The organism is Priestia sp. JNUCC 25, from assembly GCF_053667915.1.
Genome location: NZ_CM132211.1, coordinates 2,042,022 through 2,062,442 on the forward strand (window position 1 = coordinate 2,042,022; position 20,421 = coordinate 2,062,442).

The window sequence follows — 20,421 nt, forward strand, 5'->3', positions numbered from 1 at the left end:
GTAAGATTTTTTGTGAAAATCAATAGCATATCTTTGTGTGAAAAAGAGTAGTCTTTAGTGGACTACTCTTTTATTTGTTTAAGTCCCGCATTTTTAGAAAAGGAGTGATAACATTGCCGGTTATACAGGGCCCCTCGTCGTATAAGCTTACCGGTCACCTGCAAAAGTTTAGAGAGAACCCACTGGGTTTTTTGGAAAACTTGACTCAGTATGGAGAAATTGCAACATTTAGAGTTGCGCACAAACGCTTTTATGTAACGAGAGACCCTCAACTTATTAAAGATGTAGTCATTACAAACAGCAAGGCGTTTCAAAAAATTAAACTAACGCACATGTTTAAAACACTGCTAGGCGAAGAAATGTTATGGACAGATGAAGCATTATACATGAGCCCCATTCAACCCTCACAACTTAAACAACATCTAACTTATAATAAGGAAGTAATCGCAAAAATAATTGAAAAGCATACGGAAACGTGGGAAGAAGGGCAGCTTCGAACGATAGTAAAAGACATAAGACAGATAGTCGTAGCTGTACTCCTTCAACTTGTATTTGGCATTTCGATTCAGGATAAAGATAAAATTTACTATGTTCAAGCGCTTATGAGAAAAAAAGAAAAGTTAGGCAAAATTTATATTCGTCTACCTTTGCACCAGCCTGACTCAGATGAGCAGCTAGAACAACTCCTTTTTGAACGTGTTCAAATGCGTGTTCAAAACAAAACCGAAGGAAATGATTTACTGGAGTATATATTGAATTCTTGCGGAGAAGAAATCGATGAAAGAGAAATATACGAACAGCTAAAATCTATATTCCTTTCGATGTATGAAATGATTACGCACGTATGCAGCTGGTCTATTCATTTACTGTCTCAAAATACTAGGGAGCATCTTCAGCTGCATAAAGAAATTCAAGCCTATGCTAGCGGCGAATCACTTTCAACCAAAAACCTGACCTATATGCGTAAAATAATTGCTGAAAGCATGAGGTTGTATCCGCCTCTTTGGCTATTTGGGCGTCAAGCACGTGAAGATATACAAATAGATGGCTATAGTATTAAAAAAGGGGAGATTATGTTAATTAGCCCTTATATGATGCATCGCCATGAAGACTATTTTTTAGAGCCAAGTGAATTTTTACCTGACCGTTTCGAAAAAGGAGGGTCCATTGATGTCCCAAGCTATATGTATATGCCGCTTGGGATTGAGCATCAAGCGGAAAGGGGCATGGACTATATCACTGAAATAGTAACCATTTTTATGTCAGAAATGACAAAGCGCTTTTTATTTCAGCTGACTAAGCCCGAATCTATTGCTCCGATGGCGGGCGTAATGCTGAATATGAAAGAAGAACTGAATGTGAATGTTCACAAAGTTCACACGCAGTCTTGAATGAACGGGAATACTTTCCCTCTTTATATCAGGCTGTCAATTTATTGACACATCCTCCATTGAGATTTATCATAGGGTAATATTTGATAGAGATTACTGAAGGATTTTTAGAGGGGACTATGGATAAAATAATTAAACAGTTGGTGTCGCTAGTTGAAACATCATTACTAACGCAAGTTACGATTCAAAGTGAAAGTGACTATGATCCAGTTGAAGTTACGAACAAAACAAAAGAGTGGGTACTTATTGGTAAAGGAAACTATGCCGGTGTGTTTACGCACGAAAATTATCCTGAATTTGTCGTGAAAGTATACGGAAGAGAAATTTATGGTGTAAAAAAAGAAGCGCAAGTGTATAGAAAGCTGGGCGTTCACCCAGCTTATTCTCAACTTTTTCATGAGGGAAAGACGTACTTGATTTTAAAAAGGCTTACAGGCGTTACACTGTATGATGCCGTCCAGCGGGGCATAAAGATTCCAGAACAAGTCATAAAAGATGTGAATAAAGCTTTGGACTATGCAAGAAGCCAGGGTTTAAACCCATATGATGTGCATGGTAAAAATGTCATGATGAAAGATGGACGAGGGTATGTGGTGGATATCTCTGACTTTTATAAAGAAGGTATTGATAAAAAATGGACAGACCTTGTAAAAGCTTATTACACCTTTTATCCGTTTATTGATAAGTACCATATCCGCTTGCCGTACCCGCTTTTAAACGTTATCAGAAAAGCATATCGTCTATATCGTAGAATCAAATCAAAAAGGAGTTTCCGCTAAAGGAAACTCCTTTTTAAGATGAAATACAGCGCAATACATGCTGCTGCTCAAAAGTTGGTTTTAATTTGAATAGAATGGTTTGTAGTATTTCAGATTGATAGACAAATTTTAGCGTATGTTTAAGGGAAAGAGGATGTAAGAAAGAACGTATTCTTTTATTAGCATAACGTATCACCTGTTCTTCATAAAATAAAGTACGTGCGGAGATTTTAGCGTGAATGTCTTTTGTTAGTTCGATTGTAAACTGGATAATCATTAAATCAGTGTCTTTACAGTATTTTTCTAGTAGCATGATATCACCTCCATTTTGTCAACTCATTTACATAATCTTAATATAAAATTTACAAATGTCAATAAAAGACGGAAAAATAAATGGTAAGACTGTTCTTTTTATATGTTGGATAAACAAGAACGTGATAGAGGTGAGTAAAGTTGAACATTAACGTCGGATTTGCAATTTTAGCTGATATTGATAATAAGATGACGGCTGCTATTTATGTGGAAAATCAAATTGTAGCGATTATAGCTGGACCTTCAGATATTCTTTATGAAAAGTTAAAAAAAGTGTTTTTATAATAGAGAAAAGCTGTAATTGTAAATATGATTCATAAAAAGCTTAAAAATTCTATGAAATAGTCGAAATAAAAGATGAGGATAAAATACACAAAAAGAAAGAACAGGAAGTTAAGGATAGGAGAATTACATATGGATAAAACATCTTTTATTGGACTGATTTTAGGAATAGCCTCTCTTATTGTAGGCATGTTTTTCAAAGGGGTTAATCCATCTGTGTTAGGAAATCCGGCTGCTATTTTAATTATTATTGTCGGAACCGTCGGAGCAGTAGTGATTGCATTTCCTTCAAATGAAATCAAGAGAGTCCCAAAACTGTTTGGTGTCCTGTTTAAAGAACAAAAAATGCTGCAGCCCGTTGATTTAGTATCCATGTTTTCTGAATGGGGACAAGTTGTTCGAAAAGAAGGGTTACTATCACTTGAAGCCAAAATTATTGATGTAGATGACCCTTTCTTAAAAAATGGTTTGAATTTAGCTATTGATGGTCAAAGTGCGGATTATATACGAGACGTGTTGTCTGAAGAAATTGATGCTATGGAAGAAAGACATCAAACGGGTGCAAGTATTTTCGCTTTAGCAGGTACATATGCTCCAACTCTGGGTGTACTTGGAGCTGTTATAGGGTTAATTGCTGCGCTTGGGAACATGGAAGATACAGATACGCTAGGACATGCGATCAGCGCGGCGTTTGTTGCTACGCTTCTTGGTATTTTTACTGGGTATGTACTATGGCATCCGTTTGCAAATAAACTAAAGCGTAAATCGAAACATGAAGTAAAGGTAAAGTATATGATGATCGAAGGAGTGCTTTCACTTTTAGAAGGAGAAACACCAAAAGTAATTGAGCAAAAGCTGGCTTCTTATTTGCCAACAGCGGAACGTAAAAAGCTTCTTCAAGAAAGTGAAGTGGGCATAAATGAGTAGACGCAGAAAACGAAAGCATGAAGAGGACCATGTTGACGAAAGCTGGCTGCTTCCTTACTCAGATTTGCTTACACTTTTACTTGCTTTATTCATTGTATTGTTTGCAATGAGCTCAGTGGATGCGCAGAAATTTAAGAACCTTTCTCGCGCATTTAATGAAGCGTTCGTTGGAGGAACGGGCGTGATGGAATTTCAATCTCTGCAGGAATCTGAAGAAGCGGTTCAGCCTTCAAATACTCCTGCAGCTAAAAGTACGGAAAAAACAAATGAAGTGGAGACAGCCCCCAATCAGTCTCCTGCTTCTTCACAATCGTTGACGAGCGAACAAAAGGAGCAAACCATTCGAGAAGCTGATCAAGAAGAGCTTCAGCAAATTCAATCTAAAATTAATGCGTATATTAAAAAGAAAAACTTAACAAATCAATTACAGACTTCGCTAACCGAGGAAGGTCTCTTAATTTCCATTCGAGACAATGTATTGTTTGATTCGGGAAGAGCACAAGTTCGGAGTGAAGATACAAAAATCGCAAATGATATTTCAGAGCTTTTGGTGATTGATCCTCCTCGTAATATTATTATTAGCGGTCACACCGATAACGTACCTATTCGCAACGCTGGTTTTGAATCCAACTGGGAGTTAAGCGTGATGAGAGCAGTTAACTTTATGAAAGTTATCTTAAAAAACGATAAGCTTAATCCAAGCATGTTCAGTGCAAAAGGATTTGGAGAGTTCAAACCGGTGACATCTAACAATACAGCAGAGGGACAAGCGAAAAATAGGAGGGTTGAAATATTGATTACTCCTCGTACAATTAAACAGCCGTAAAAGCAGTCCTGCTTTTACGGCTGTTTTTCTATGTGTTATAAAGCTAAGAGTCTTCTCTTTTCAAAGTTTCCTCGTACTAACTTGAGATCCATTCCATCTAAAATCAAGTCAATGAGAGCGCCTTTAAAGACATCCGCTGTTTTTTTCTTATCATTGGACTGCAAATATTGCACGCGATACCACTTGTCTTCAACTTGAAAGTACATAAACCGTCCGTGCGTAAAATCAATCCAAAACTTTGTAGGTTGTCCATTGAGATTTTTATAAACATATCCCCAGCTTCGTCCTTGGTGAGCGTCCTTCATTTTAGGGCGAGCTGTATTAAATACTTCGTAATATACTTTGTGCTTAATATCATAGAGCATCATGTGACAGTCCTCCTATCTATAGACGTGCTAGCAGGTAAAGATATATTTGTATACAACAAGTATACTCAGCTGAATGGAATCGTAGACTATTTTTTTGAAACAAGCAGAAACGCAGTTAAATGAAAAAGACAGTTTAAATTAGCTCAATCATTCCGCTTTTTTTATACTGTAAGTAAATGCGTTAAATAAGGAGGAAAAAATGAGACGAGTAGGAATAGTAGGTGCTGGAATGACGGGCCTTACAGCAGCGGCTGAATTACAAAAAGAAGGAATAGAGGTCTTTCTTCTTGATAAGGGTAAAAGTGTAGGGGGACGAATGGCTACCCGAAGAGTAGGAGATGGAAAAGCAGATCACGGAGCTCAATTTTTTACAGTGAGATCCGATGAATTTCAAAAAGACGTAAATAAATGGATAGCTGATAGAAAGGTTAAGAAGTGGTTTGGTGACCATCACCCTCGGTATCAAAGTATGAATGGCATGAATGCGCTAGCTAAATATTTAGCTGAAGATCTACGCGTATACGTGAATCGAAAAGTTCAAGCCATTGATTTTCAAAACGGAAGGTATCAGCTGTATACAGAAGAAAATGAGATTTTTGAAGCGACTGATATCATTCTTACACCTCCGTCTCCTCAGGTTATTGAGGTACTTAATAATAGTAAGCTGCAAACGGACCAATCAATTCTTAATACACTGAAATTTAGTCCCTGCTTGGTTGCTATCGTGGAGCTTTACACAGAGATGCTGTATGGTGATCATGGTCAAATCACGAATCCTTCTAGCACAATCCAAAGAATCGTTAATCATGAGCAAAAAGGAATATCAAAGACGCCCGTTCTTAGCATATATATGAATAAAGACTGGTCAGAAAAACATTTTGATGAACATGAACATGAGCTGCTGCGGGCGATAAAAAATGAAATAAAAGAATGGATAGGTGCAAATCATATTAAAAGCATTCAGTTAAAGAAATGGCGCTATGCAGAGGTTGAACAAGTTCTTCATCAGCCCTTTGCTAAAATTATGCCGTCGCTACTGGTGGCAGGAGATGCTTTTTTAAGAAGGGAAGACGAAACAAATCACTCACGGTTAGAGAGCGCATATTTGTCAGGGAAATCGGCAGCCGCTGAATTAATGGGAAAGAACATCTAGAAAAAGGAGGGACCAAGAAGTGAAAAATAATTGGATAATGAAACAAACGTGGAAAGATTTACTGTTTATTCATTGGCCTGTAGATCCGGCATTTTTGGCTTCTTTATTGCCTAGTCAGTTAGAGCCTGACACCTATGATGGTCAAGGATGGATTGCACTTGTGCCTTTTACGATGACAGACATTCGATTCAAAGGAACGCCCGCAGTTCCCCTCTTTTCACGGCTATATGAGCTGAATGTGCGTACATATGTTACATATAAAGGGGAAAAAGGCGTTTATTTTTTTAGTTTAGACGCAAGCAATCCGCTAGGGGTATGGATTGCTCGTCAGTTTTTTCATTTGCCTTATTACCACGCTACTATGACATTCAACAAAACTCAGAACCATATTTCTTTTCAGTCAGTTCGAACGCACAGAGACTCAAAAAAAGAGCGAGTAAAGCTTACATATAGAGGTATTTCTCCGTCCTATCGCAGTAGAAAAGGAGAATTAGCTCATTGGCTTACAGAGCGCTACTGCTTATTTACCACTCATCAAGGAAATGTCTACAGAGGAGACCTTTATCATGATCCTTGGGAGCTGCAAAAAGGGGAGTGTGAAATAAGAGATGATTCTATTACTCCGCCTTTTTTGCGTCCCGCGGACAATCGCGATTTAATTGTGCACTATGCAAATCAAGTCACGGCTTATTTTTATCCTTTTAAAAAAGTATAAGTATCAAAACAAAATTAAAAAGTCTTCATACCCTTCTTCTTTAAGCTTCTCTGTTGGAATGAAGCGCAAAGCCGCGGAATTTACTTGATAGTATTCGCTGTTTTCTTCGGTTAATAGTAAACCCAAATAGTTATTTCCTTCTTTGCTTTTTAGTGCTGTTTCATGCTGCATCGGAACTTTTTTTATATTTCCGTATAAAATAGGGCGTTTAAAAACCGGCCACCCTGTATGGGAAGGGAGTTGATCTGACGTTTTAAACAGTGCTTCTCCCGTTAGAAGATCAACGTAAATTCCTTGTTTTTTGTTATTCCAATATAAATTTGTAAAAGGAGGTTCGGTTCCGTTTTCCTGCGTAACAAAATATTGCATGGGCGTTAGGACCTTTTTTAGATAGGAGCGGTCCTTTGGCCAATGCTGTGCCAGAAAATCAGTTCGCCCCGAGCCTTCTTTGTATAATTTATAGTGAAATGTGTTTTTTCGATAATAATCCTGCTGCTGCTCTTCTGCTTCATAAAAAAAAGAAAAAGGTAAAATAGGTGTGACGATAGGATGCTTAAAGCGTCCGCTTTGGGCTAGCTTTTTTTTAGAATCGAAAGCCGCTTCTTTTTGTTTTTCGTTGTGATAAAAAATAATGGCTCGATATGCCGGTCCGCGGTCTGAAAACTGTCCGCCAGAATCCGTAGGGTCAATTTGCTGCCAATACAGGTTAAGCAGTTCTTCAAACATAATATGAGAAGGATCCCATACAATTTGTACTGCTTCTACGTATTCGCTTTCCTGTTTAGCTTCAGAAGTAATTTGTTCATCTTTAGCGTAGCCCGAGCGGATACTGCTGATTCCTGGAAGCTGATCAAAAGGAGCGACCATGCACCAAAAGCATCCTCCCGCAAATGTTGCATATTCTTTCACGTTACTTACCTCTTTTCGTTGAATGAAATAAATAAAAATATATTTATGTATTAAAATGTATAAATAAACAGAAAGCGCTTTATAACTAGTCTTGTAAGAAAGCACGCTCTTGTGGTATTATGACCACTGGATAAAAGAAAAATGGCTTATTGTTTACACGAGTATCCTTATTTTATGTTCTTAAAAAGATGCAGTTTATTGTTTAAGCATTCAAAGAAGTACATAGGTTCAAGCAGTAAGAGGAACAATTAAAGAATAGAATAAGGACGTTTTACTCTTAAACGATACCACATTCCAGAATCTACATACCAGTTTAGGAGGAGCTAGTTTGAACACAACCCGTTTACCAGCTATGTGGGAAATAATGATTGTGCTTGCTTTATTTTTAGCAGTTGTTATTTCATTTGCAACTGTTTTTGATTTACCTATTCAGCTCGCTTTATTTATTTCATGGTTTATTGTTATGGCGCTAGGAGTACGACTTGGGTATACGTATAATCAGCTGCAAGGGGCCATTACAAGAGGAATATCAAACGGCTTAGAAGCTATTTTAATTTTATTAGCCGTCGGTACGTTAATTGGAACATGGATTGCCGGAGGAGTTGTTCCTTCTCTTATTTATTTTGGATTAGAGTTTATTAATCCAACATTCTTTTTACTTGCTACACTTATCATTTGCTCTATTACCTCGATTTCAACAGGAACATCTTGGGGAACGGTTGGTACAGCTGGAATCGCGATGATGGGAATCGGACAAGGCTTAGGCATGCCGCTCGCTTTAGTAGCTGGAGCTGTGATTTCAGGAGCTTATTTTGGAGACAAGCTTTCTCCTCTTTCTGACAGTACCATTTTATCTGCGTCAATGGCTCGAGTGAACGTTATTGATCACGTAAAAGCAATGTTAGTGTTGGATATTCCTGCTTACCTCATTACGGCAGTATTATTTACGGTAACAGGGTTTATGTATGGAGGAAAAGATTTTGATGCTGGACGGGTAGAAGGATTAAAATCTTCGCTGTTGGATACATTCCATATCAGCGGGTGGATGCTGATTCCGGCTTTGGCTGTCATTGTCCTTTTAGCATTCAAGAAACCTTCTCTTCCAGCAATTGCGATTGGCTCATTATTAGGAATTATATGGGCAGTTGTCTTTCAACATATGGATGTGGCGAGCGCATTTAATACGGCTTATGAAGGGTTTAAAATTAATACCGACAACACATTTTTAAGTGAGCTGTTAAATCGTGGCGGAATTTTAAGCATGGTCGGTTCCATTATTGTCATTATTTTTGGACTAGGCTTTGGCGGGTTATTAGATGAGCTCGGCGTCTTAGAAGTCCTGTTATCTAAATTCGAAAAAATTCTTGTCAATTCAGGAAACGTTACGGCTTCTACTATTTTCGTTGGGTTATTAGGGAATATATTTGGTTGTGCAATGTATGTTTCATTAATTTTAACACCGAAAATTATGGAGAAAAGTTATGACAAGTTAAGAATACAGCGTCTAGTGCTTGCCCGTAACTCGGAAGTAGGGGGAACCTTAACTTCAGGGATGGTTCCGTGGACGGACAACGGTGTATTTCTAGCTACAACGCTTGGGATTTCTACATTCGCTTATCTGCCGTTTATGTGGCTAAGCTTTGTCTCTATTATTTTGGCGATTATTTACGGATATACAGGGAAATTCATTTGGTACGTAACCGAAGAAAAACAGCGTTCTTCTATAGCGAAATAAAAGAGGCTGAGACAACAGTATGTTAGTTGAAAGAAGATCCGAACGATGAATTGAGATTCTTGATGGAGAATCAACTTCGTTCGGATTTTTTTATTGGTATGATAAACGTAGGTTTCATGTATTTCGTTGCTTCTAGCTGTTGATTGGATTGATTTAGTTATGTCTCGAGCTCTTTGATCAAATCATTTCTGGATATTCGATGTTCCAGTGGACATTTTGAAGGTAAAGCTGAACATCCGCCTTTTTTTTCTGCTTCAGAAGTTTTAGAATATGGCGGTGATGCTCATTCATCACATGTAAAATGGCGTATAGCTCTTTATTGTCATTGCTAAAGTACGTTTGTCTGATGAATCCGTCTTGCAAAGACATAAGCTGTTCTTTTAAGGTCACATTACCGCATCGGTTCAAATATACTCGATGAAAATACGTTTGATATTTTTGATAATCCTGATAATTTTCTAATTCAATCGAAACATCGATTTTTTTAATAAGGTCATCCATCTTCGTAAAATCTTCTTCCGTTAAGTGATCAATCGACAGCGCAGCTGCAAGACCATCTAAAGCACCGACGATTTCAAATACTTCTAGTTTTTTTGGTGTGTCAATTTCCTTTACAGTAAACCCTCTGCGCGGTCTGTATTCTAATAGATTGTCTGAAGCCAGTTTAATAAGCGCTTCTCTCACAGGCGTTCGGCTGACATTCAGCTGAGAACAAATACTGGCTTCATTTATTTTGTCGTTAGGCAGCAGTGTACCGTCTTGAATTTGACTTGCTATGTAGTTATATACATGATCTTTTAATGAATGATAAATCATAGGCCCCTTGTTCATTGTTTCCCCCTAAAATAAATATCGCATCAGCCGTTCTTTCTCTTCATGTCATGGTGATGAAAAAGTATAAAAATAGCATGAAAGAACGTACAGGTGTAAAAATAATCATATCATATCACTTCATTTAATCTTAGTTAGAATATAAAAAATAGAATTATTAAAATATTTTTTACTATTCATTGTTGTAAAAAATCTGAAAAATGATATAATCGTAAAAAGATTTAAGAAGTGTATATTGTATACAATATACAAAATTCGTACATATCGAAGAAATAGAGCCTACTCCTGCAGAGAAGAGACTATAGAGAATATGTAAATAAACCAAGTTTTTGGATGGGTTTACTACAAAAAGGAGGTACATAATGGGAGAGAATACAACATCTATGAATCAGTTACAAAGAAAAATGAAAAGCCGTCATTTATTTATGATTTCTCTTGGTGGTGTTATCGGTACGGGGCTGTTTCTTAATTCAGGCTACACAATTAATGCAGCAGGTCCTGGGGGAACACTCCTTGCTTATTTAATCGGTGGATTAATTATGTATTTAGTCATGATATGTCTAGGGGAACTAAGCGTAGCAATGCCTGTGTCAGGATCATTTCAAGTATACGCTACGAAGTTTATCGGGCCGGGAACTGGTTTTGCGGTTGGCTGGCTCTACTGGCTGACTTGGGTGGTATCTGTCGGTTCGGAGTTTACAGCGTCTGGATTGCTTATGCAAAGATGGTTTCCTGACGTTTCGGTTTGGATATGGAGCGCGCTGTTTGCCCTTTTATTATTTGGTTTAAATGCAACATCTGTACGTTTTTTCGGCGAAACAGAATTTTGGTTTTCAAGTATTAAAGTATTAACGATTATTGTATTTATTATTTTAGGCGCAGCAGCGATGTTTGGATTCATTCCTCTTAGCGGTCATGAAAAAGCGCCGATGCTTTCTCATTTTACAGGAGAGGGCGGTTTATTTCCAAATGGACTTATGCCTGTATTAATTACGATGGTTTCTGTTAGCTTTGCTTTTTCGGGAACAGAATTAATTGGTATTACGGCGGGGGAAACAGAGGATCCGGAAAAGAACATACCTCGCGCAATTAAAAATATCATTTGGCGTACGTTCTTCTTTTTTATTGGCGCCATGTTTGTACTATCTGGATTGATTTCATGGAAACAAGCAGGAGTGTTAGAAAGTCCTTTTGTAACGGTATTCGATCAAATAGGTATTCCTTACGCAGCAGATATCATGAACTTGGTTATTTTAACAGCTTTATTATCAAACGCTAATGCAGGATTATACGCATGTTCGAGAATGCTATGGTCATTATCTGATCAAAAAATGGTCAGCACTTGGTTAGGGAAAGTAACGTCTAAAGGAGTTCCATTTAATTCGTTACTTATCAGCATGGGAGTGGCATGTCTGTCCTTGCTGTCAAGCGTAGTTGCACCAACAACTGTTTACTTAGTATTAGTTTCTATTTCTGGATTTGCGGTTGTAGCTGTATGGATGGCTATTGCGGCTTCTCACTTTATGTTCAGAAGACGCTATATTAAAGAAGGGAATGATGTATCGAAGCTTGTTTACAAAGCTCCTTTATATCCTATTGTACCTATTTTAGCGTTTGTTTTATGCTTTGCTGCTTGTGTAGGACTGGCTTTTGATGAGAGTCAGCGTATCGCATTATACTGCGGTATCCCATTTGTCCTTTTTTGTTACTTGTTTTATTATTTGAAAAATAAAAAAGGAAACAGAAAAAACGAAAGTCAGCCTATAGCAAAATAAAAAGCAGAAGACCTAGGTCTTCTGCTTTTTTTGCATACAAAAACACCCTATCCATCCGTACTGGTTAAGTGTCCCGCAACAAGCGAAATTGAATTGGATAGGGTGCGTATCTATATAGTAGAGAAAGAGGCGCCATTTGTCAAACTTATTTAGCCGCGCCTTATTTAAAAATAGAAATAAGCAAGGTTTTCACTGTTTTTTCATTTTCACTATGTATAGTAAGGAATGTAAAGAAAAGATATTCGCAGCAGCACGTCGTACAGATCCGTAGAACGCGAAAGAAAGGAGGAGGTCAAATGGCTAAGCGGGATGCGTATTTTGATAATGTAAAATTTATCTTAATTGTATTAGTAGTGTTTGGCCATTTGTTAACTCCCTTCATCAATGATGAACAGTGGCTACGAACGCTCTACATATTTATTTACACCTTTCATATGCCAGCGTTTATTTTAATAAGCGGCTATTTTGCAAAGGGATACCGAAAAAAAGGATATATGTGGAAGATGGCGAAGAAAGTATTACTTCCTTATATTATTTTTCAACTTATCTATGCGGTATACGACTATAAACTGTATGATGAATCCACATTCGAAGTTTCAGTGTTTCAGCCAGCTTGGTCGCTATGGTTTTTGTTGAGTTTATTTTGTTGGAACGCCATGTTGTTCATTTTTACAAAAATCAAATATCCTTTAGCCGTTGCGGCAGTTTTAGGAATTATGATTGGCTTATGTGAACCGCTGGAAACAACGTTAAGCCTTTCTAGAACCTTTGTGTTCTTTCCCTTCTTCTTAGCAGGATTTTATATGAAAAAAGAACATTTTAAAAAGTTGACGTCTGTTTCTTGCAAAAAAGTAGCTGGAGGCACTTTGCTGATTATTGCTCTATGGATTCAGTATATAGCACCGGATTTTGAGAAAGAGTGGTTATTTGGTTCAAAATCTTATGCCTCTTTAGGTGTAAATCAATTAGAGGGAATGACCATTCGTACGCTATTTTATAGCATCAGCTTAGCAATGACGATTTCCTTTCTAGCTTTGATCCCTACACAAACGATGTCCTTTACATCTCGAGGTGCTCAAACCTTTTATGTATATCTGCTACATGGGTTTCTGATTAAATATATCCGCCTATCTTCTTTTGGAGACTGGATAGAAAGTGTACAAGGATACAGTATTCTTCTAATTGGAGCTTGTGGAGTGGCGTGGTTGTTGTCGAGTAAATACGTATCTACTATTGCAAGACCTTTAATTGAGCTTAAACCGTTACCAAGGCGCAAAAGTTTAAGTTTAGGTAAGTAATGAGAAATGGAAAAGGAGTTTAACGATGTCTAAAAACAAAATAATTATAATTATTGCAGCCGTTGTGATTATTGCTGCAGTAGCTATTGGTGCCGTAGCAATGAATAAATCAAAGGTGGTTGCTACCGTTGGTGATGAAAAAATCACAAAAGATCAGCTGTACGATGCTCTTCTTGCTCAAGGAGGATCAAGTGTCCTTGATTCACTGATTGAACAAAAAGTTATTTCAAAAGAAGCAGCTAAACAAAATATTAAAGTAACCGATAAAGAAATTAATGCTGAATTAGAAAACCTTAAAAGTCAGTACGGGGGAGAAGATGCATTAAATCAAGCATTAGCATCTAGCGGTGTAAAATTGTCAGAGCTGAAAAAAGATTTAAAGACGAATATTGAAGCAAAAAAAATGGTCGAGTCGACTATTAATATTAAAGATAGTGAAATGAAATCGTACTTTAATCAAAATAAAGATTCACTAGCTACAGAAGCACAGGTGAAAGCTAGTCATATCTTAGTAGCAGACGAAAAAACAGCGAAAGAAGTAAAGGCAAAGCTTGATAAAGGAGAAGATTTTGCGAAGTTAGCAAAAGAATACTCAACAGATACAGCTTCTAAATCAAATGGCGGAGACCTTGGATATTTCAAAAAAGGTGATATGGTCGAAGCTTTTGCCAACAAAGCATTTTCAATGAAGGTAAATGAAGTAAGTGATCCAGTTAAAACAGAATACGGTTATCACATTATTAAAGTAACAGGCAAAAAAGAAGCGCAAAAAGCAACATATGAAAATAGTAAAGCAAAAATCAAGCAAACGCTGCTTGATCAAAAATACCAAACAGAGTATCCAACATGGTTACAAAAGCTAAAGAAAAAGTATGATATTACAAACAAACTTGATTCATAAATAATACCTTAACGAAATGAGGGGATGGATATGAAACAAACAGCGTCTTATAGTAAGTTAGAAAAAATCGTCGAGCAATTGAAGCACAGAGGTGTACGAGCTGAGATATGCCGGCGTGTTGTAAAGGTCACAGAAACTGTTAATGGATCAAATCCTTCATATTCAAATCAAATCGTTAGGCATTCATAAAGAGTACAAAAGACGCAAACTGCTGAACAGCAGTTTACGCCCCTGCTGAGTATAGCTAAGGGAATTTAAAATGAAAAGAGATCAGTAGAGGCAGCTTGTTTCTGCTGATTCTTTTTGTATAATAAAGTAAACAAAAGGATGCAGCGAAATGTATCGAAGGAAGGAGTTACGCGGAATGAATGTACTGCTAGCAGAAGATGATTTGCAGCTAGGTGAATTAGTTAGTTATATGCTAAAGAAAAAAGGAGGCTATAACGTCGAATGGGTGACGGAAGGGAATGATGCATATGATTATGCATCTGAAGCGCATTATGATGTGTTAATTCTTGACTGGATGATGCCCAATGGCGACGGAATCGATGTATGTAAACGTCTAAGAAAAGAAGGATACGCCGGAGCTATTCTTATGTTAACAGCAAAAGATGCGGTTCAAGATCGTATACAAGGCTTAGATGCGGGAGCGGATGATTACGTTATTAAGCCATTTGAAATTGACGAGCTGCTTGCAAGGCTTCGTGCTTTGTCTCGTCGTAATTATGCACCGATTTTAGAAGAAGAAGTAGAGATTGCCAGCATGATATTAAAAAGAGCAAGTCAAACCGTACAGTTTGACGAGGAGTTTATTCAATTAAGTCCTCGTGAATTTCAACTCCTAGATTTTTTAGTGAAAAACAAAGGACAAGTTCTTTCTCGAGATATTATTTTAGACCGGGTATGGGGATATGAATCAGATGTTTCCATTAAAACGATTGATGCGACGGTTAAACTTTTGCGAAAAAAACTAGAGAAATTTAACAAACAGGATCTTATTCAAAGCATTCGCGGAGTAGGCTACAAAATTGAAAGCTAAACTCCTTACAAGAGCTAAACAGAAAGTAAAACAAAAAGTAAAGCAAGATTTATTCAGCCAGACGCAAAATCGTTTAACATTCCGATATAGCGCATTACTAATGCTGTTTTTGCTATTATTCGTGTTTATTGTTTATGCATTGGTATATGTGGTTGTATCCAATAGTCAGCAGCAAAACTTAAATAGCATGCTAAAGCAAGAGTCCCGAATTGTCCAAAGCATCTTAATTAAACAAGCGATAAACAGCTCCAATCAACAGTCAAAAGAAGAGTACAAAAACATTGTCGTAGCTGGTGAAGATCAATTTTTTTATTATGTAATCAGTCCTGAAGGGGACCTTATTATGGGAAACGAAGCGAGCGAGCGGCTTCGCTCTAACTTATTAGATTTAATTGATGGGTGGATCCCTATTGAAAATGAAGTGAGGAAAGAACGAATAAAAGCCCCGCGTCCTAGTTTCGAACACATTGAAGGAGTAAAAGGGCAAAACGGGGAAGGCAAAATAGATATTGATTTGATGATGGCGGGTGAACCTATTTTTTATAAAGGTCAATTTTTAGGGATGCTTTATATTGGAAAAGACGTTTCATTTCTTTATCAGCTGTTAAAGTGGCTCCTTATTATTATGTTAAGCCTTACCGTACTGTTTGTAGGAGTAGCCATTTATATTAGCCGCTTAATGTCAAAACGGGCCATGGTTCCAATTGAAACAGCTTTCCAAAAGCAAAAAGAGTTTGTGGCGGATGCATCCCATGAGTTAAGAACGCCGCTTAGCGTTATGCTTTCTTCTATCAACGCTTTAGAAATGCAGGAGGAAGTAACAGAAGATCCTTTTTCTAAAAAATTAATCAATAATATGAAAGCTGAAGTGAAGCGCATGACGAGTCTCGTCAGTGATTTGCTTACGCTTGCACGCTCAGACTCTAATAAAGTAGAAAAAGCAATGATGCCCTTTGATATTACAGACGCGGTGCAAAAGGTAATGGAATCCGTTGAAACCCTAGCGATTTCTAAACATATTGATTTGCAACTGGATACGCCGGAAAAATTAGTAGTAACTGGAGATCAAGAGCGTCTAACTCAGCTGATTTACATTTTGTTAGACAATGCGATTAAATATACGACTCCTCATGGAAGTGTAAACATTCAAGTAGTTCAGCATGGAAGTGAATGTATATTAAAAGTACGTGATACGGGCGTTGGGATCCATCCAGATGAAAAGGATCGGATTTTTGACCGCTTTTATCGTGCTGACAAATCGCGATCTCGTCAAATGGGAGGTCATGGGCTAGGCTTAGCAATCGCTAAATGGATCGTAGAAACACATAAAGGGAAAATTGACGTAGAAAGTGAACAAGAAAAAGGAAGTACATTTACAGTAAGGTTGCCAATGTCACAAAAAGTGAAAAAGAGTTAAAAGAGACTGTGAAAAAATTAGTTGAAGGAAGATTCAAACGAGTTGATTCTTAATGGGGAATCAAACTCGTTCGGTTTTTTTATGTTTAGGGTGAACGTAGATTTCATGTATGTAGTTGCTTCTAGCTGTTGATTTGGTTATGTCTTAATCTCTTTTTAGTTAGTGAAAGTGACCAAATAAAAAAGAAAAGTTTAGACAAAATGGCGAGTGTGAAAATCAGATAATTCAGTTATATTTACTAGCGTAATAACCAGTCTATGTGTCAGGTTTCTTTACAAGGATAAAGACTTTTTAAAGGAAACAGTGCATGATAGAACAATAGCAGACTGCTTCGTTTAATAAGAAGATGGAGTAGTTAAATAAAGGGGAGTTTGATAACATGTACGATTTAATTATTCGGGATGGTTCGGTCGTATTAGAAGACGAAATAGTAAAAGCGGATATAGGGATTAAAAAAGGAAAGATTGCAGAAATAGCGCAAGGTGTTAGCACACCAGCAAAAAAATACGTAGATGCTAAAGGCAAATATGTTCTGCCTGGAATGATTGATATTCACGTGCATTTTGATGAACCGAGCCGAGACCATTGGGAAGGGTTTGACTATGGTTCAGCATCTATGGCTGCGGGAGGCTGCACTACATATTTTGATATGCCTTTAAACGGCGTTCCTCCTACCGTAACAGAAGCAGCGCTGTGGGAAAAGAAAAAGCTAGCTGATCAAAAGTCAGTAGTAGATTATGGTCTATGGGGAGGGTTGGTTCCTGGTAATAAAGAAGAATTAGCCAAAATGGCTCATTCGGGTGTAATAGGTTTTAAAGCATTTATGTCAGAAGCCGGTTCTGAATTTGATTTCTCAGATGACCTCACATTATACGAAGGAATGAAAGAGATTGCAAAACTAAATAAAGTGCTTGCCCTGCATGCTGAAAGAAATGACTTAATACAAAAGCTTGAACAGGCTAAACAGAAGCAAAAGCAAACTGCTATTAAAGATTATTTAGAAACGCGACCGGTTGTAGCAGAAGTAAACGCAGTAAAGCAAGCGCTTGAGTACGGTGAAGAAACGGAATGTCCGCTTCACTTTGTGCACATTAGCAGCTATGAAGCAGTGCAGCTTATTACGGAAGCAAAGAAGAATGGAATGAACGTTACGCTGGAAACTTGTCCGCATTATTTACTTTTTACAGAGGAAGACTTTGAAGAAATTGGCGTAACGGCTAAGTGTGCACCTCCTCTTCGCAGCAGGAGTCAAAAAGAAAAATTATGGGCTTGTATTCAATCAGAGGAGGTAGATATGATTTCTTCGGATCATTCTCCTTGTCCAATTGAGTTAAAAACAGTTCATCAGAATGATTTATTTAAAGTTTGGGGTGGAATATCAGGCGGTCAGTACTCTTTGCAAGCAATGATTAGTGAGGGAGCCATCACTAGAGGGATTTCTCTTTCTCACATTTCAAAGCTTGTATCAACCAATCCAGCTAAACGATTCGGTTTATATCCTAAAAAAGGAAGCATTTTGCTAGGGTCGGATGCGGATTTGGTTATCGTTGATCTGGATCAAACTGAAAAAGTGACAAAAGAAGGAATGGTTTTCAAACATAAGCACAGTATATATGAAGGAACGGTATTTAATAGCGTTATTTTAACCACTATTAATAGAGGAACGATTGTATACAATAAAGAAGAAGGTGTGTTTCCTCTTCACAAAGGACAAATGGTAAACGGTGAATACGTAAAATTGTAGGTACAGTGAAAAAAGAGATAAAAAATAAACCTTTTATCTCTTTTTTTACATAAAAAAATGAGGATGACTTATATTAAAGGTAATACATAGGAGAAAAATGAGTATCTACTATAACAAAAGAGACATTTCTAAAGAGGTTTTTATTATTCTGAAAAAATATATTTTTGGTTGAGGGAAGCATAATGAAAAAATAATAAAGCTTCTTTTTTAATATGGAGAAAAAATTTCCAAAAAGAAAAATATTATCTGGTTGTATGAAAAGTAGATAATCAGATGCTTTGTAATCAAGGGTTTTGTATAAAAAAATTTTCAAAAAGATATTTTAAGAAAAGAAATCTTGATTTAAAGCTTTTTATAGGTGCAATTTTATAATGGAAAACCGTATTTTATGCACTCATTGTAAAATTCTGATATTGACAGAATCATTTTATAAGAATAAAATTTTCTTGTTTCTATTTTTTTATATCATCATAATTTTTTGACAGTTTTGTCTATGATGGTTTACGGTTGAAAGAGAGGTTAAGGAATATGTCGGTAGAGAGAGAAAAAGTGTATGAAACAGTTCCTCAAAAAGGATTCTTCGGACATCCTAAAGGGTTATTTACCTTGTTCTTTACAGAATTCTGGGAGCGTTTTTCATACTATGGAATGCGTGCGCTACTTGTATTGTACATGTACGATACAATTGCAAACGGTGGATTAGGAATGGAACAAGGAACCGCTTTAGCGATCTTTTCTATTTATGGTTCCCTTGTTTATATGTCTGGAATTATTGGCGGTTGGATTGCAGACCGCATTTTAGGTACGTCTAATACGGTGTTTTACGGTGGTATATTTATTATGCTCGGACATCTAGTGCTTGCGTTGCCAGCAGGTGTAACCGCGCTGTTTATTTCAATGTTCTTAATTATCATCGGAACAGGTTTATTAAAACCAAACGTTTCAAGCGTTGTGGGTGATATGTATAGCCCTACTGATAACCGTCGAGATGCTGGATTTAGTATCTTCTATATGGGTGTAAATGCTGGAGCATTTATCGCGCCGCTAGTTGTTTCAACAGTAGGTGAAAAGTATAACTACCACTTAGGTTTTGGAATCGCGGCAGTAGGAATGCTTTTAGGTCTAATCGTATTTATGGCTACACGAGGCAAAAACCTAGGTCGTGCAGGCAGACAAGTTCCAAACCCTTTAAAACCAGAAGAACGCAAAAAAGTTTTTGGTACCATTGCACTTGCTGTAGTTGTACTTGCAATCTTTATTGTACTGACTTCTTTAGCGGGCATTTTAACTGTTGAAGGCGTTATTTTATTTGTAAGTATTTTAGCGATTGTTATTCCTATTATTTACTTTGTTGTTATGTATAAGAGCCCCAAGACAACAGCTGATGAGCGTTCACGCGTATTAGCGTACATTCCTCTTTTTATCTCTGGAGTAATGTTCTGGGCGATTCAAGAGCAGGGGTCAACAATTTTAGCAACGTATGCAAAAGATCATACGCAGCTAACGTATGGTGGTTTTAAAATTCCAGTTGGCTGGTTCCAATCGTTAAATCCCCTATTCATTATTATATTTGCGCCAGTTTTTGCAGCGGTTTGGGTAAAATTAGGAAACAGACAGCCTTCTACACCAAAGAAGTTTTCATTAGGACTTTTATTTGCAGGGCTTTCTTTCCTTGTCATGGTTATCCCGGCTAGCATTCATGGAAATGAAACGTTAGCGAGCCCGCTATGGCTAGTGCTAAGCTTCTTCTTAGTTGTAGTTGGAGAGCTTTGTTTATCACCAGTAGGGTTATCAACTACAACAAAACTAGCACCTGCAGCGTTTTCTGCTCAGACGATGAGCTTATGGTTCTTAACAAGCGCAGCGGCGCAGGCAATCAATGCTCAGCTTGTTCAATACTATGAAAACATTTCGCAAGTTGTTTATTTTGCTGCATTGGGCGGAGTGTCGGTCATTTTAGGTGTAATTGTGCTAATGATTTCTCCAAAAATTCAGCGTTTAATGAAAGGTGTTCAATAAGAAAAACCGTCCTTAAGGACG

The 20,421-nt window shown here is 37.3% G+C and carries 20 protein-coding genes; 16 read left to right on the plus strand and 4 right to left on the minus strand.

What is annotated here, in order from left to right; translation table 11 throughout:
* The first annotated feature begins 104 nt into the window (after positions 1-104).
* Both JNUCC25_RS10340 and JNUCC25_RS10345 read left to right on the plus strand, forming a co-directional pair.
* Positions 105-1,391, plus strand: a complete 1,287-nt coding sequence (locus tag JNUCC25_RS10340) for a cytochrome P450 (RefSeq protein ID WP_098287599.1) — start codon at positions 105-107, stop codon at positions 1,389-1,391.
* A gap of 119 nt (positions 1,392-1,510) precedes the next feature.
* The gene (locus tag JNUCC25_RS10345) at positions 1,511-2,170 is read left to right on the plus strand and encodes a serine/threonine-protein kinase (protein ID WP_013056744.1); all 660 of its coding nucleotides are present in this window, start codon (positions 1,511-1,513) and stop codon (positions 2,168-2,170) included.
* A gap of 13 nt (positions 2,171-2,183) precedes the next feature.
* On the opposite strand, the gene JNUCC25_RS10350 is transcribed toward JNUCC25_RS10345, so the two are convergent.
* The gene (locus JNUCC25_RS10350) at positions 2,184-2,462 is read right to left on the minus strand and encodes a hypothetical protein (RefSeq protein ID WP_029321381.1); all 279 of its coding nucleotides are present in this window, start codon (positions 2,460-2,462) and stop codon (positions 2,184-2,186) included.
* A 140-nt stretch (positions 2,463-2,602) separates the two neighbouring features.
* Between JNUCC25_RS10350 and JNUCC25_RS10355 the strand changes: the two genes are divergently transcribed.
* The 3 genes from JNUCC25_RS10355 to motB all read left to right on the plus strand — a co-directional run bounded on the left by JNUCC25_RS10355 (position 2,603) and on the right by motB (position 4,496).
* Positions 2,603-2,746 carry a hypothetical protein gene (locus JNUCC25_RS10355; RefSeq protein ID WP_014460421.1) on the plus strand — a complete coding sequence of 48 codons (144 nt, stop codon included), beginning with the start codon at positions 2,603-2,605 and terminating at the stop codon, positions 2,744-2,746.
* A gap of 129 nt (positions 2,747-2,875) precedes the next feature.
* Positions 2,876-3,670 carry a flagellar motor stator protein MotA gene (motA, locus tag JNUCC25_RS10360; protein ID WP_098287441.1) on the plus strand — a complete coding sequence of 265 codons (795 nt, stop codon included), beginning with the start codon at positions 2,876-2,878 and terminating at the stop codon, positions 3,668-3,670.
* On the plus strand, positions 3,663-4,496 hold the full coding sequence (gene motB / locus JNUCC25_RS10365) for a flagellar motor protein MotB (protein WP_013056746.1): 834 nt from the start codon (positions 3,663-3,665) through the stop codon (positions 4,494-4,496). Before motA ends, motB begins: the two co-directional genes overlap by 8 nt.
* 35 nt (positions 4,497-4,531) lie before the next feature.
* On the opposite strand, the gene JNUCC25_RS10370 is transcribed toward motB, so the two are convergent.
* Complete coding sequence (locus tag JNUCC25_RS10370; protein WP_013056747.1) at positions 4,532-4,864, minus strand: hypothetical protein; 333 nt, start codon at positions 4,862-4,864, stop codon at positions 4,532-4,534.
* 199 nt (positions 4,865-5,063) lie between these two features.
* Here JNUCC25_RS10370 and JNUCC25_RS10375 point away from each other — a divergent pair, with 199 nt between their 5' ends.
* A complete protein-coding gene (locus JNUCC25_RS10375) occupies positions 5,064-6,017 on the plus strand; it encodes an NAD(P)/FAD-dependent oxidoreductase (protein ID WP_454223252.1) in 954 nt (317 codons plus the stop codon).
* Positions 6,018-6,036: 19 nt separating this feature from the next.
* On the plus strand, positions 6,037-6,732 hold the full coding sequence (locus JNUCC25_RS10380) for a YqjF family protein (protein WP_338789537.1): 696 nt from the start codon (positions 6,037-6,039) through the stop codon (positions 6,730-6,732).
* 3 nt (positions 6,733-6,735) lie between these two features.
* Here the strand turns inward: JNUCC25_RS10380 and msrA are convergent, their stop codons facing one another.
* Complete coding sequence (gene msrA, locus JNUCC25_RS10385; RefSeq protein WP_013056750.1) at positions 6,736-7,641, minus strand: peptide-methionine (S)-S-oxide reductase MsrA; 906 nt, start codon at positions 7,639-7,641, stop codon at positions 6,736-6,738.
* 328 nt (positions 7,642-7,969) lie between these two features.
* Here msrA and nhaC point away from each other — a divergent pair, with 328 nt between their 5' ends.
* A complete protein-coding gene (gene nhaC, locus JNUCC25_RS10390) occupies positions 7,970-9,376 on the plus strand; it encodes a Na+/H+ antiporter NhaC (RefSeq protein WP_029321389.1) in 1,407 nt (468 codons plus the stop codon).
* A 177-nt stretch (positions 9,377-9,553) separates the two neighbouring features.
* Here nhaC and JNUCC25_RS10395 read toward each other — a convergent pair whose 3' ends face one another.
* Positions 9,554-10,207 (minus strand): GntR family transcriptional regulator, encoded by a 654-nt coding sequence (locus tag JNUCC25_RS10395; protein ID WP_029321391.1) that lies wholly within the window; start codon positions 10,205-10,207, stop codon positions 9,554-9,556.
* 362 nt (positions 10,208-10,569) lie between these two features.
* Here JNUCC25_RS10395 and JNUCC25_RS10400 point away from each other — a divergent pair, with 362 nt between their 5' ends.
* The 8 genes from JNUCC25_RS10400 (at position 10,570) to JNUCC25_RS10435 (ending at position 20,400) form a co-directional block, all read left to right on the plus strand.
* Complete coding sequence (locus JNUCC25_RS10400) at positions 10,570-11,982, plus strand: amino acid permease (protein ID WP_025752074.1); 1,413 nt, start codon at positions 10,570-10,572, stop codon at positions 11,980-11,982.
* Between the two features lie 296 nt (positions 11,983-12,278).
* Complete coding sequence (locus tag JNUCC25_RS10405) at positions 12,279-13,280, plus strand: acyltransferase family protein (RefSeq protein ID WP_057273057.1); 1,002 nt, start codon at positions 12,279-12,281, stop codon at positions 13,278-13,280.
* A gap of 25 nt (positions 13,281-13,305) precedes the next feature.
* Positions 13,306-14,181: a peptidylprolyl isomerase gene (locus JNUCC25_RS10410; RefSeq protein WP_013056755.1), complete on the plus strand. Its 876-nt coding sequence runs from the start codon at positions 13,306-13,308 to the stop codon at positions 14,179-14,181.
* Positions 14,182-14,211: 30 nt separating this feature from the next.
* Complete coding sequence (locus JNUCC25_RS10415) at positions 14,212-14,370, plus strand: hypothetical protein (RefSeq protein ID WP_014460408.1); 159 nt, start codon at positions 14,212-14,214, stop codon at positions 14,368-14,370.
* A gap of 175 nt (positions 14,371-14,545) precedes the next feature.
* Entirely contained in the window at positions 14,546-15,220 is a 675-nt protein-coding gene (locus tag JNUCC25_RS10420) for a response regulator transcription factor (protein ID WP_013056756.1), read from the plus strand.
* Positions 15,210-16,637: a sensor histidine kinase gene (locus JNUCC25_RS10425; RefSeq protein WP_013056757.1), complete on the plus strand. Its 1,428-nt coding sequence runs from the start codon at positions 15,210-15,212 to the stop codon at positions 16,635-16,637. The genes JNUCC25_RS10420 and JNUCC25_RS10425 overlap by 11 nt, the downstream gene beginning before the upstream one ends.
* 379 nt (positions 16,638-17,016) lie before the next feature.
* Positions 17,017-18,381 carry an allantoinase gene (locus JNUCC25_RS10430; protein ID WP_064471600.1) on the plus strand — a complete coding sequence of 455 codons (1,365 nt, stop codon included), beginning with the start codon at positions 17,017-17,019 and terminating at the stop codon, positions 18,379-18,381.
* A gap of 528 nt (positions 18,382-18,909) precedes the next feature.
* Complete coding sequence (locus tag JNUCC25_RS10435) at positions 18,910-20,400, plus strand: peptide MFS transporter (RefSeq protein WP_016763874.1); 1,491 nt, start codon at positions 18,910-18,912, stop codon at positions 20,398-20,400.
* Positions 20,401-20,421 lie beyond the last annotated feature (21 nt).